Origin of the sequence: Polaribacter septentrionalilitoris, from assembly GCF_009832745.1 — a bacterium.
Lineage (GTDB): Bacteria > Bacteroidota > Bacteroidia > Flavobacteriales > Flavobacteriaceae > Polaribacter > Polaribacter septentrionalilitoris.
This window is the reverse complement of sequence record NZ_VRMJ01000033.1, coordinates 472,548-486,014: the sequence shown is the minus strand read 5'-3', so window position 1 is coordinate 486,014 and position 13,467 is coordinate 472,548. Positions and strand designations below refer to the sequence as shown.

Here is a 13,467-nt window from a genome sequence, read left to right as displayed (position 1 = left end):
GGTGAAACAAAGAAATTAGTTAGCACAAAAAAAGCTATGGAAAAGATTTTTTTAGGTGATAATTCAACGAAAAAAACTACTAAAATTGAAAAAAATATTCAGAAAAAAAATACGGTAGCTAAAGTACAAACTTCAGACAAGAAATTTAATCATCTCCAAAAAAATGAATCTAAAAAAATAGATTTTACAAAAGCGATTAAAAAAACAGATAGTATTTTTTCTACTTCAGATCTTAAAAAAAGATGGTCAATTGCACCTACTTTTGCTGTATTGAGTTCCAATTCTTTTTCTAAATCATCACCAATAAATCAAAATTTATCCTCTTCTACAAGAGGTCAAAACTCAGTTTCTTACGGAGTACAAGTAAATTACAAATTGAATTCTAAATGGACAATTCAATCTGGTATTCATGTACTAGAAACAAGGTTTAGAAATAACAACGTGGTTATAGGTGTTATTACAAATTCTGTGAATTCTAATATCATTTTCAACAATCAGAATTCTAAAGTGCTCGAAAATAACGCTATTGCTAATAATACAGATTTGGTTAGTAACTCTTTTGCTCGCTTAAACACGTTATCAGGAGATTTGTCTCAAAATTACGGCTATATAGAAATTCCAGTAGAAATAAAATATAGTTTTTACAACACTAAAAAGTTTAACACCGAAATTGTAGGAGGATTTAGTTCGCTATTTTTAACTCAAAATAAAATTGATATAAGCAGTCAATTTATATCAACTTCTGGATTAGCCAATAATTTAAACGCTCTAAATTTTAGTGGAAATTTAGGATTAGATTTTAATTATCTAATCAATAATCATTGGTCTTTTAACCTTAACCCAATGTTTAAGGCACAACTAAACACTTTTAGTCAGCGATCTAATGGATTTAGACCTTTTAATGTTGGCATATATACTGGTTTAAAATATCGTTTTTAAAGAATATTTTTAACTTGAAACTAATACAAACTAACGTTTCATACCTACCAGACATCTAAAAAAATTAACAAAACAGGAATAACTAGTTAAGTTTGAAAAAATAATTGTTTTAAGAAACTAATATGACTTTACTCGCTACTACTTACAGAACTTTGTTCGGAACAAAAAAAATTATTGAAATTCCTAATAAAAAGAATACGCAATGGGTAATTTATCAAGATAATGAACCTAAATATTATACCGATTTTTACGACTTAGAAATAGAATCTAATGCCATGATGAATAGTTTGGTTTTATGTACCAAAAGATCTATTCATGAAGTTTTAGAGCTTATTAATAAACGACATGGTATTTATTTATCTATCCCAAAAATTTCACGATTAGGATATAAGAAAAAAATTAAATCAGAAAAAATTGAGTTAACATTAGCCCCTATTCCAGAAAAATGGTTGAGCTATTCTTTATAAATTTTTACAATTAATTTTCCGGTATCATCCATAGAAGCTCTGTACATACCTGCTGTATTGAACTCAAAAGACATATTTCCATTTTTATCAAGGGCCACAACACCTCCTGTACCACCAAGTTTTGTTAATTTATTTTGAATCACATCTGTTGTTGCTTCTTTCAATGTTTTTTGTTGATATTCCATTTGTGCAGAAATATCGTAAGCAACCTGACTTCTTATAAAATACTCACCCCAACCTGTAGAAGAAACTCCACAAGTTCTGTTATTTGCATACGTACCAGAACCAATAATTGGTGCATCACCTATTCTTCCCCAGCGTTTATTGGTCATTCCTCCTGTTGATGTACCTGCTGCTATGTTTCCATTTTTATCTAAAGCTACACAACCAACTGTACCAAATTTTGAATTTTTAATATCTGCATCATAAAAAGCAGCTTTTTTATCATCATGATCTAGTTGGGTTTTTTCTCTGTCTTTTATTCTTTGTAAAGATTTAAAACGATTTTCTGTATAAAAATAACTAGGATCTACAATTTCTAATCCTTTTTCTTTGGCAAAAATTGAGGCTCCTTTTCCTGATAACATTACATGATCTGAATCTGTCATTACTTTTATTGCCAATTCTATGGGGCTTTTTACGTTTGTAACTCCTGCAACTGCACCTGCATTTAAGGTTTTTCCATCCATAAAAGAAGCATCCAACTCATTGGTTTCTTCGTGTGTAAAAACAGCACCTTTACCTGCATTAAATAAAGGAGATTCTTCCATTACTTGAATGGTTTTTTGAACTGCTTCTGTACTTGTTCCTCCATTTTTTAAGATGGTATGACCTACTTTAATCGCTTCTTCTAATTTTGCTTTATAAGCTGCTTCTTTTTTAGCAGTCATATTTTTCTTTAAAATTGTACCAGCTCCACCATGAATAATAATCGCAAAATCATTCACCTTTTTAGGAGTTTCTTTTTTAGCTGATGATTTTTCTTGCTGACATCCAAAAGAAATCAGTACAAATGATAAAATAAAAAGTAATTTTTTCATATTTATTTTGTTTAAAATTAAACAAAAATTATTGTTTTTGTTTAATTTATTAATCTGTGAAATTATTTGTAAATTCGTTCTTCGAATGTAAACAACAAAAACGGAACTGCAAAATGACAGACTTTGGAATAAAAGAAACTTTAGATATTTTAGGAGTAAAAGATGTTAATGATGGAACATCAACTGGACAACATAATTTTTCGAACGGAGAAGTGATTGAGAGTTATTCTCCTGTTGATGGAAAGTTGATTGGTAAAGTTAAAACAACCACAAAAGAAGATTATGATAAAGTAATGAAAACTGCTTCAGCAGCTTTTGTTTCTTGGCGATCAAAACCTGCTCCGTTAAGAGGAGAAATTGTACGTCAGTTTGGAGAAAAATTACGTGAGAAAAAAGAAGCTCTAGGGAAATTAGTTTCTTACGAGATGGGAAAAAGCTATCAAGAAGGATTAGGAGAAGTACAAGAAATGATTGATATCTGCGATTTTGCAGTAGGTCTTTCTCGTCAATTGCATGGTTTAACCATGCATTCTGAACGACCAGGACATAGAATGTACGAACAATATCATCCTTTAGGAATTGTAGGAATTATTTCTGCATTTAACTTTCCTGTAGCTGTTTGGGCATGGAACACTGCTTTAGCTTGGGTTTGTGGTGATGTTTGTGTTTGGAAACCAAGTGAAAAAACACCTTTATGTGGTATTGCATGTCAAAATATTGCTGCTGAAGTTTTTGCTAAAAACGACTTACCAGAAGGAATTTCTTGTTTGATTAATGGAAACTATAAAGTTGGTGAATTCATGACCAAAGACACTCAAATACCTTTGGTATCTGCAACAGGAAGCACACGAATGGGAAAAATTGTAGCCAAAGAAGTTGCAGGACGTTTAGGGAAAACGTTGTTAGAATTAGGTGGTAATAATGCTATTATTGTTACCCCAGATGCAGATATTAAAATGACTGTGATTGGTGCTGTTTTTGGAGCGGTAGGAACTGCAGGACAAAGGTGTACATCAACCAGAAGGTTAATTATTCATGAGTCTGTTTATGATAAAGTAAAAGAAGCGATTGTAAAAGCTTATAAACAATTACGAATTGGAAATCCTTTGGATGAAAATAATCATGTAGGGCCTTTAATTGATAAAGATGCTGTAAATATGTATGTAAATGCTTTAGAAAGAGTTGTAGAAGAAGGTGGGAAAATTGTTGTACATGGTGGTGTTCTCTATGGTGATGGCTATGAGAGTGGTTGTTATGTAAAACCTGCCATTGCAGAAGCTAAAAACTCATTTGAAATTGTACAACATGAAACATTTGCTCCTGTTTTATATTTATTAAAATATGCAGGTGATGTAAACAATGCTTTGAAAATTCAGAATGGAGTAGCACAAGGTTTATCCTCTGCAATTATGACTAATAATTTACGTGAAGCTGAAGCTTTTTTATCTGTTGCAGGTTCAGATTGTGGAATAGCGAATGTAAATATAGGTACTTCTGGTGCTGAAATTGGTGGTGCTTTTGGTGGCGAAAAAGAAACTGGTGGTGGACGTGAATCTGGTTCTGATGCTTGGAAAGTATACATGAGAAGACAAACCAATACCATAAATTATACTGCTGATTTACCTTTAGCGCAAGGAATAAAGTTTGACTTATAAGCAGTTTTAAATAGTTAACAACAATAAAAACCAACTCTTTTTAGAGTTGGTTTTTCACTTTAGCAATTTGACTTTCTAAAAAAATCTGCTAAGTTCGTTTAACTTCTGATAAAATGAATTAAAACTCACCTTATCATTTTATCATTGTAGTTGGCATTAATAAAAAAAATACGTATCTTTAGTATCAACCTTTTAACTTGATATCGTATGAAAACAAAATTACTTTTTATAATACTAGTTTCCCTTTTAACTAAAGGTTTTAGTCAAAAACTACTTTTTACATCAGAATTTGGAGGAGACAACTCCAATGGGTCTATTGTTAGTTATGATCTCAATTCAAATACAACAAGTAACCAATTAAGCTTAGAAGGTAATCCTTTGTATGGTTTTAACCTTCTACTAGAAACTGCCTTCGGAACTGATGAATACAATGGAGGCTTGACACTAGGCTCTGATGGTAAATACTATGGCGTAAATACTTCAACGAGTGGTAGCCAGTCTGCTGCTTACTACCCAGCAAGAAGATCAAGAGGCGCATTCTATAGTTATGACCCCACAACAGGAAAAGTGGACATCTTACATTCATTTATTGGAAACCAAGAATGGCATAGTGATTTGCTAGTTCCGTCTGATGCTTTTGATAATGATTTAAATGCTCCTGGTTATACTGCTCTTGAAGCTAGCCCTGGTGTGTTTTATGGAATTGCCTTAATGGGTGGCGTAGCCAATCGAGGCGGTATTTGGAAATTTGACACCAACACAGGAGAATATAAAGTGATTGGTAGTTTTAAAGATCCACAAAACGATGTAGGTCATTTGCCCATAACTGCTTTAATTAAAGGAGATGGGAATAACATTTATGGTCTTTGTAGAAAGAATAGTAACGCAACGAATAATGAAGAAGGATACCTGTACAAGATAGATACGAGTACGGATCAATTATCATATGTAAATTCCCTAAGCGCTGCAGGTTGGGTTATGGATCATGCACATGGTCAAATGTTTTATAACCCAACAATTAATACTATTTATGGTACTAAAGACCGTTTTAACGCTACAAGTAATTGGGGTGGTGGTGTATGGAGTTATAATTTAACAAATAACACAACAGTTAGTGAATGGAGTATTCTCTTCACAGACATAGCGATTTTAGGAAGTGAGCCTGCTGGTATTGTACAAGCTAACGATGCTAAAATGTATGTCACTACGCGTTTTGGAGGCGCCCACAATACTGGTACTATTATTCAATATAATATTGGAACAGGCGCTTACCTTAAAGTCTTTGATTTTCCTGTTGGTTTAGCTTTAGCTTCTGGTACTGGAATGCAAGTAAGTGGGAGTAAAATTTTTGGTACATGCTCATTCTCCGCGGATGGATCTCAAATGTGGTCTTATGATTACACTACTAATATGTTCGAAATTATTTTGACAGGTGATGAAACAGATCCAACAAAACCAGGTTACAATACTGAGTTTGGAATATTAGTGGATAATGGAAATGTTATTGGATCTACTAGAAATGGTTCTGAAGGTGGTGCTGGGGCGATTTTTTCTCACAACATTGCAACAGGTCAAAACACAATATTAAAATCTCACGGTTGCAGAGAAGGAAGAACAATTATTGGCGAACTTACCCAACTTAATGAAACTACTTTTATTGGATATATTGGTAAAGGAGGTCCAAATACTTCCGGAGACCCTGTAGCTCAAAATGAACATGGTAGTTTAGCTCTTTTTAATGTTGTTACAGGAACAGTTCAACATTTAGAAGATCCTTTTGCAGCGCATCTCAATGATGAATATGCTCAAAGTCAATGGATGAATAGACCTCTTTTAGCCTCTAATGGAAATGTTTATTATACAACTTATTCAACCAACGGCCCGTATAACGATTTAAGTTTAATGGAGCATGATTTAACCAATCCTGCGCAAAGAATTTATGATTATACATCTTCAATCACTGAAATAAAAGTTACTCCTGGAGTTATCGAATTACCTAGTGGTAAAATTGTAATGGCTGCAGTAAATAATGTTGAAGTATATGATTTAAATACAGCAACGTTAACGTCATACTCAAATACACATTCCACCAATCAATATGGTCATATGACGGATAATATTATGCTTGCATCTAATGGAAGAATCTACGGTATGACCGATGCTAGCATACTAGGAACTGGAGCAAGTGAAAACAGAGCTGTTATTTATTCATTGGATACAACAACATTTACTTTTCAAGTAGAACATATTTTTGAATCAGATGTTAGAACTACAAATAGCATACTTACCGAGTATAATGGAAAGCTATATGGTTCTACAAATTTCCTTGGATCAAATAACCACGGACACTTATTTTCGTATGATATGACAACGAATGTTTATAGCATTGAATATAGTTTTGATAGAGATCAAGATGGAGGCGGTTTTAGCGCAGGCTGGACACTTTACAATGACAAGTTATACTCTACTTCTAGAACAGGAGGAATGAATGGCTATGGAACTCTAGTAGCCTTTGATCTTACAAATTCAACATTAAGTGTTCTAGAACATTTAACTATGGAAAATGGACGTTCATTTAGAGGTACACCAATTGTTTGGGATGATTCAGCATTAGGTGTAAATGATCTAAATTCTGATTCTTTTAGTATTAATGTTTACCCAAACCCGGTAAAAAGAACTGTTACTGTAGATGTCGAGAATGTAAGTCTTATTGAAATATACTCATTAACTGGTCAGTTAGTAAAAAGTATTAAAAATTCAAAAACCGTGAATGTTGAGGATATAAGTACAGGCATACTGATTATAAAAGTCTATAATGACGAAGGCATCTATTCTTCAAAATTCATAAAAGAATAACTAATGCCAACAAGGTATAAAAACAATAGCGGTTTGGGTGAATACTCAAACCGTTTTTGGGTTTAATTAAGTATATTGCTTGTAGAAAAGTAGGTGTGTTTTAATTCGCTACTGCTCTTATACTAACCGTTAAACGCAACTACCATTCTTTTTCTACAAAACATACAATGCAGTTACAATAACTCCTTTATTATTCTCTAAGTTAGTTCTTGACAACTCTTTTGTTGATGTTACTTTTAAATGAAAAGGAGCTGCTAACAAGTCTATTCCGCTTTGTTTTTTAATCCGAATCCCTTGTCCGGAAATAATGTCTTTATTGGGGGTAAAATCTCCTTTAGGTAGATGTTCTGTTAGCAGAATGTACTTGTAGTTTTTTAGCTTTTCAATAATTTTTTGTACTTCTTTATTAGATAAATGTTGCAATACTTGTCTTAGAATCACACAATCTGCTTTTGGTAAATTCTCTTTAGAAATGTCCAAACACCAAAATTCTAAATTCGGTTTTTGATGCTTTTTTTTATTGTATGCTATCAATTGAGGTACAATATCAATTGCAAAATAATGTTGTGTGAAGTCTACTAATTGCTTTCCGATATTAAAATCTCCACAACCTAAATCGCAAACCGTTATTGGATTTTTAAAAGACCTTAAAAAAGTTGCAACCACCTCTAAATAAGGATGTATAATTGTAGGATTGTGAGAGCCATCACCAGAATAAAACTCAGAATTATTACTACCCCAAAGTTTCATTTCATACACTTGTTCCATGGCTTTATTTGTTGGCCAAGGTGTTTTATTTCTTTTCAACTGACTCAAATCACTAATTATATTTCACTTTTCTAATGATTCTCATCGCTTCTTTGTATTTGATATACGTAGTTTTATCTTCTAAATTTTTAATGTAGTTTTTGGCCTTTTTTAATTGCTCTGCAATCTCTAAAAATCCATGCAAATAGCAAATTAAATAGTTGGTTGGCAAGCGCAATATATCTTGACGTTCTGCGTCAGAAAGCGGAATTTTTTTCTCTATCTTAGAAACAATGAGTGAATTACTGATGTAAATATGATGAATGATTGCTGGATCAAATTTTGGAGGAACAAACAAAAACTCTTTTACAATATCATGTTTTCCATTTTCTTTAAAATTGATAATGGTTTTTTCTAAAGGATAGTATTTTTCTTGTTGTTCTAAACCCAAAAAAATGTACTCTGTAACAATAAAAGATTTTTGATTGTAGGTAATTTGAACATCATCTAAAGCAGAAAAAAAGAGCTTTACTTGTTCGTTAATAAGTTCGATATCTACTCTAGTAAAATATTTTTCACCTTTAATTATTTTCTTTTTTCCTGCCCAACACAACACAAACTGTTCATTAAAAACTTTGTATTGGGGATTGAATTCTGACTTATGATGCTTCATGAAATCGAAAACACCATCTAAAGTCAATTCGATATTATTACGTGCATTAGTTTCTATCGCCTCTACAATTGTTGCATTGGTATTTCTTAATTCAAAACTTGCAGATGCAGGCATAGAATTGCTACCTCTTCTGTAAAAAGAAGTTCCTTTTCTGTATTTCCAAGCATTTTTTTTGAGAGATGTAATGGTATTATTTGGGTAAATTGTAACCAAACCCACCACTTTATGACGTTGTAGTCTTGGAAAAGGTACGTTTTCATATTCAATTTTTGGCGGATTTTCTAAATACGCATTCACTAAATTTTGAATTTTACTATCATCAAAAAAATCGACACCAATAATTTTGTTTGCAGTGTCTTCTATACCAATAACGATGTATGAATTGTTTTTAGGGTTAGAGTTTGAAAGCGCACAAATGTGTTTTAAAAACTTAGCTTTTCCGTCTTTTGTTTCTAATGAGATTTTTTGCTTCTTATCATAAAAACTATTCTCATCATTATGAGAAAGTAGGTTTTTGATTAAAAGTCTTTTATTGATCATTTTAAGCCGTTTCTAATCCTCTACTAGCTTCTAATAACGCAAACCAATCTTCTGTATCTAAGTCTAAAACAAGTGCTTTATTAGCATTTATAATTCTTGCTTTATTTGTGGTTCCAATAACAGGAGAAATTTTTGCAGGATGTTTTAAAATCCAACTTAATAAAAGAATGTTTTCTGTTACAGCATATTTTTCTGATAAGGTTTTTAAAACAGTTTTTATTCTTTTAGTTTGATTATTTTCTGCTCTAAACACAGTTCCTAAAGGACTCCAACACATAGGTTGCATGTTTTTTTGTAGTATTTGATCTAAACTTCCATCTTGCATTGCAGCATGTTGTGTTAAAGAAAATTCTATTTGGTTTACAGAAACAGGAATTTTATCTGCAATTAAATCCACTTGCGAAGGTGTAAAGTTTGATACTCCAAAGTTGATGATTTTTCCTGTTTCTTTTAATTTGGTAATTGCTTCTACAATTTCATTAGGATGCATTAATGGGCTTGGTCTATGCAACAAAAAAGTATCTAAATAATCTGTTTTTAAATTTTTTAATGATTGCTCTGCACTGTTAATAATATACTCTTTTGAATAATTATAGTGTTTTACTTTATTGTTTCTTGTTTCTCCAACAAGTTGGATACCGCACTTAGAAACTAATTGAATTTCTTCTCTGGCAATTCCACTTTCTACAAATGCTTTTCCAAATTCAGCTTCTGTGGTATAATCTCCATAAATATCAGCATGATCGAAAGCGGTATTTCCATGTTCTACACAAAACTGAATTAGATCTGTAGCTTCTTGAGTAGAAAATTGTTTGCCCCATTTTCCCCAAGACATGCATCCAATTATTATTTCTGATTTTGCCATCTTTAATCTCTATTCAAAATTGTAGCACTTGCTTGTGCTGTAGGATACACTACTAAATCTTCGATATTTACATGATAAGGTCTAGAGATCACAAAATAAATGATGTCTGCAATATCTTCTGCTTGCAATGCTTTGTAACCAGTATACACAGATTTTGCTTTTTTTGTATCACCTTTAAAACGCACATCAGAAAACTCGGTTTCTACTGCTCCAGGGTGAATTCCTGAAACACGAATATTATGTTTGTTTAAATCTATTCTCATTGCCTTGTTTAAGGCATTTACAGCATGTTTAGAAGCACAATACACATTTCCATTAGGATATACCTCTTTTCCAGCAATTGAGCCAATATTCACAATAAAACCATTATTGCGTTTTGTCATTTGTGGAATAATTGCTTTTGATACGTATAACAATCCTTTTACATTAATGTCCATCATTTTATCCCAATCATCAATATTACCCTCTTGTAGGGTTGATAATCCATGTGCATTTCCTGCATTATTGATTAAAATATCTATGTGATTGAATTTTTCTGAAAGAGAATTGATTGCTTTTTCTACTTCTTCTCTCTTCGAAACATCAAACTGTAAAATAGCAACTTCTGTTTGTGTACTCAGTTTTTCTTGAAGTTCAAGTAATCGTTCTAATCTTCTTCCACAAAGAATTAACCGAATGTTGTTTTTTGCAAAAATTTCTGCGGTTGCTTTTCCAATTCCTGATGTTGCTCCAGTGATAAGTGCAGTTTGATTCATATGATAATATTAGTATTAATAATAAGAATGTCTAAAAAGAACATTGAAAATGCCATTATAAACAAAATAAAATGGACTTGATAAAGTCTAATTATTGCTTTTAGATTTCTCCATAACGTCGAAATGACCTATTAATTTTCTCTTTAAAGAACTCAGACACGCTACTATTGATAAAATTATAAAATCATCTTACAAAAGAATACTTTCTAATTGTTAATTTTTCATCAATTGTTAACAAAGAAAAAACCGTCCTCCTCAGGACGGTTTCTCTTTCAATTGGTTATTGAGAAATAACCAACCAAAAATCAACTAACCAAACTTTATTTTAAATTTCTTCTTGTCTTTACTTTTCTTATTACTTTAGTACGTTTTCTCCCATCATTCCTTACAATATCTTTTGCTTCAATTTTCTTTTTTCCTCCTTTTAAGAATTGTATGAATCCTTTACCAGCAAAATCGTAAGTTGTTTCAGAATTGATATTGTACAATCTAACCCTTCCATCATTTATAACGCTCAATTCGAACTCTTCGATATCTCCACCATCATAATTCAATGTTAAAATTTTTAAATCTTCAAAACCTTCAACATCAAAGATTTCATATCCTCCTACATAATCCCAATTAATATAATCAACTTGTGTGCCAAAGTTGTCTTGAGAACTATAAAACGTTGTTATATTCTCTGGTGTAAATGCTAGGTAGTTTTCATCATCAAATGCACTTTCTAAACCACCTTGAACATCTACTTTTTCCCAAGCAATATATTCTTGTAAAAAGTATTCAATGTTTTCATAGAATAACCTATCATAATCAAACTGATTTACTTGATATCCTACTAAGTAATAACTTACATTCTGTCTAAAATTGTATAGTCTAATTTCATTATTTGATACAATTGTTACTTCAAAATCGTTTGCACCATCTAAATCATGATTGGTTTCTAACAAACCATTAAAAGTATTGTATGTACCTACATCAATTCCTAAACCATTTCCTGTTCTACCAATATCTACAATATTGTTGTTGGCATATAGAATTCCGTTTACAAATGATAATGTAAATGCTTTAGAAACATAAGGAATATCTCCATTTCCTGTTGTTCTATGATAATCTATGTACCATAAATCATAATCAGAAACTACTTCTTCTAAAGTAGGTTCATATTCTAGAAAAGGATCATTAAAAATTGTTGTACACGAGCTTAGGAATGCTCCAGTAATAATCGTTGCGAGTAGTAATTTTATTGATTTCATAAGCTCTAGTTTTATGGTTATGCTTATGAATATTCAAATTGCGTGCCAAAAAGAAAAACCACTCTTGATTGAATGGTTTTTTAATTGATATTCAGAACTTTACCTACTTTTAGGATAATAGCTATTTTTTGCTTTTTTTGATATCCTTAATTTTTATATATCTTGTTTTTCCTTTAAACTGATAACTCAATACTGCTTCGTTTTCTTCTAACTCAAAAGGAATTGTTTGTTGTCTAGGAATTTGATTTTTTAGTTCTTTTTTTGGGTCTATATCTAAAATTATATCAGAAGGATTCTTTTTTGAAGTGCTGTAATTGGCAATTAATAAAGTAGAGTTTTTAGTTTCTACCTTAGTTACACGCATTTTAAAATAAAGTGAATCAAACTGGATAGTAGATTTTTCTTTCAATTTAATTTTTACATTAATACCGCTAACACCTGGTAAACCTCCAACCCATGTATTATATTCTGCAGAATTAATTTTAAATGGAGGATTAGTTACAAATTTTGAGCTTCCGCACTGAAAAAAGGTGAAAACTATTGCTAATATAGATAACATTTTCATTGTGTTCATATTATGTTTTTTTTTATAAAATCAAATGATATGCCAAGATATAAAAAAAGCGAACCAAATTGGTTCGCTTTTCTAAAATGTATGTATTATTCAAAGCTTCAGCTCACTTTAATAATTTGGCTTTGCCTAATTATTAAGTGACAAGCTTCTTTTTAATAATTTGGCTTTGCCTAATTATTAAGTGCCTCTGCACCACCAACAATTTCTAAGATTTCGTTAGTAATTGCAGCTTGACGTGCTTTGTTATAGGTTAATAATAATTCGTCTCTTAATTCAGTTGCATTGTCTGTTGCTTTGTGCATTGCAGTCATACGTGCTCCGTGTTCTGAGGCAAAACTATCTCTTATAGCTTTATATAACTGAGTTTTTAAAGACTTAGGTATTAAAGCTTCTACAATTTCTTCTTTAGATGGTTCAAAGATATAATCAGAGTTTACTGCTGATTCATCTCCACCTTCAATTGGTTTAATTGGTAAGAATTGTTCTACTTGAGGAATTTGAGTAGCAGCATTTTTAAACTGATTGTAAAGAACTTCAATTTTATCATAGGTTCCTTCTGCAAACAAACTCATTAATTTATCTGCGATTGCAGCAACATTATCAAACGTTAAATCGTCAAAAATATCGTTTCTAGAATCTAAAATATTAAATTGTTTTGATAGAACATCACCACCTTTTTTACCGATAGCAAATAAATCTACTTCAACTTTACTGTATTTTTCATTAACAGTTTTAATAACTTCTTTTGTAATTGATGAATTAAAACCACCACACAAACCTCTATTTGAAGTTACTACTACTAATAAAACTTTAGAAACCTCTCTTTGTGTAGAATATACTCCACCAGCATCACTATCTAAAGTTGCACTTAAATTTTGCAATAATTCAGTTAGTTTAGATGAATAAGGGCGCATTGCCGTAATTGCATCTTGTGCTTTTTTCAACTTTGCAGCAGACACCATTTTCATGGCAGATGTAATCTGCATTGTTGATTTAATAGAGGTAATTCTATTACGTATTTCTTTTAAGTTTGCCATACTTTAGTTGTTAGTTATTAGTCTTTAGTTTTTAGTCGTACTGTCTAAAAGCTATAAACTAACGTC

At 31.5% G+C, this 13,467-nt stretch carries 12 protein-coding genes; 4 read left to right on the top strand and 8 right to left on the bottom strand.

Going from position 1 to position 13,467, the window contains the following annotated elements:
• A partial coding sequence (locus FP421_RS09495; protein ID WP_236548088.1) for an outer membrane beta-barrel protein occupies window positions 1-939 on the top strand: 939 nt, incomplete at its 5' end.
• A gap of 122 nt (window positions 940-1,061) precedes the next feature.
• Window positions 1,062-1,406 carry a hypothetical protein gene (locus tag FP421_RS09490; RefSeq protein WP_159949904.1) on the top strand — a complete coding sequence of 115 codons (345 nt, stop codon included), beginning with the start codon at window positions 1,062-1,064 and terminating at the stop codon, window positions 1,404-1,406.
• Here the strand turns inward: FP421_RS09490 and FP421_RS09485 are convergent.
• Window positions 1,394-2,446 carry an isoaspartyl peptidase/L-asparaginase family protein gene (locus tag FP421_RS09485; protein ID WP_159949902.1) on the bottom strand — a complete coding sequence of 351 codons (1,053 nt, stop codon included), beginning with the start codon at window positions 2,444-2,446 and terminating at the stop codon, window positions 1,394-1,396. The genes FP421_RS09490 and FP421_RS09485 overlap by 13 nt on opposite strands.
• Before the next feature lie 113 nt (window positions 2,447-2,559).
• Here FP421_RS09485 and amaB point away from each other — a divergent pair, with 113 nt between their 5' ends.
• Window positions 2,560-4,101: an L-piperidine-6-carboxylate dehydrogenase gene (amaB, locus tag FP421_RS09480; RefSeq protein ID WP_159949900.1), complete on the top strand. Its 1,542-nt coding sequence runs from the start codon at window positions 2,560-2,562 to the stop codon at window positions 4,099-4,101.
• 207 nt (window positions 4,102-4,308) lie between these two features.
• Window positions 4,309-6,957 carry a T9SS type A sorting domain-containing protein gene (locus FP421_RS09475; RefSeq protein ID WP_159949898.1) on the top strand — a complete coding sequence of 883 codons (2,649 nt, stop codon included), beginning with the start codon at window positions 4,309-4,311 and terminating at the stop codon, window positions 6,955-6,957.
• Window positions 6,958-7,110: 153 nt separating this feature from the next.
• Here FP421_RS09475 and FP421_RS09470 read toward each other — a convergent pair whose 3' ends face one another.
• From FP421_RS09470 to atpG, 7 genes are all read right to left on the bottom strand, one after another.
• Window positions 7,111-7,725: a class I SAM-dependent methyltransferase gene (locus FP421_RS09470; protein WP_159949974.1), complete on the bottom strand. Its 615-nt coding sequence runs from the start codon at window positions 7,723-7,725 to the stop codon at window positions 7,111-7,113.
• 52 nt (window positions 7,726-7,777) lie between these two features.
• Window positions 7,778-8,917 carry an ATP-binding protein gene (locus FP421_RS09465; RefSeq protein WP_159949896.1) on the bottom strand — a complete coding sequence of 380 codons (1,140 nt, stop codon included), beginning with the start codon at window positions 8,915-8,917 and terminating at the stop codon, window positions 7,778-7,780.
• A 1-nt stretch (window position 8,918) separates the two neighbouring features.
• Complete coding sequence (locus FP421_RS09460; protein ID WP_159949894.1) at window positions 8,919-9,782, bottom strand: aldo/keto reductase; 864 nt, start codon at window positions 9,780-9,782, stop codon at window positions 8,919-8,921.
• Window positions 9,783-9,784: 2 nt separating this feature from the next.
• On the bottom strand, window positions 9,785-10,537 hold the full coding sequence (locus FP421_RS09455; RefSeq protein ID WP_159949892.1) for an SDR family NAD(P)-dependent oxidoreductase: 753 nt from the start codon (window positions 10,535-10,537) through the stop codon (window positions 9,785-9,787).
• Between the two features lie 320 nt (window positions 10,538-10,857).
• Window positions 10,858-11,790: a hypothetical protein gene (locus tag FP421_RS09450; RefSeq protein WP_159949890.1), complete on the bottom strand. Its 933-nt coding sequence runs from the start codon at window positions 11,788-11,790 to the stop codon at window positions 10,858-10,860.
• Between the two features lie 121 nt (window positions 11,791-11,911).
• Window positions 11,912-12,364 carry a hypothetical protein gene (locus tag FP421_RS09445; RefSeq protein ID WP_159949888.1) on the bottom strand — a complete coding sequence of 151 codons (453 nt, stop codon included), beginning with the start codon at window positions 12,362-12,364 and terminating at the stop codon, window positions 11,912-11,914.
• Between the two features lie 170 nt (window positions 12,365-12,534).
• Window positions 12,535-13,401 carry an ATP synthase F1 subunit gamma gene (atpG, locus tag FP421_RS09440; RefSeq protein WP_159949886.1) on the bottom strand — a complete coding sequence of 289 codons (867 nt, stop codon included), beginning with the start codon at window positions 13,399-13,401 and terminating at the stop codon, window positions 12,535-12,537.
• Between the last annotated feature and the right edge of the window lie 66 nt (window positions 13,402-13,467).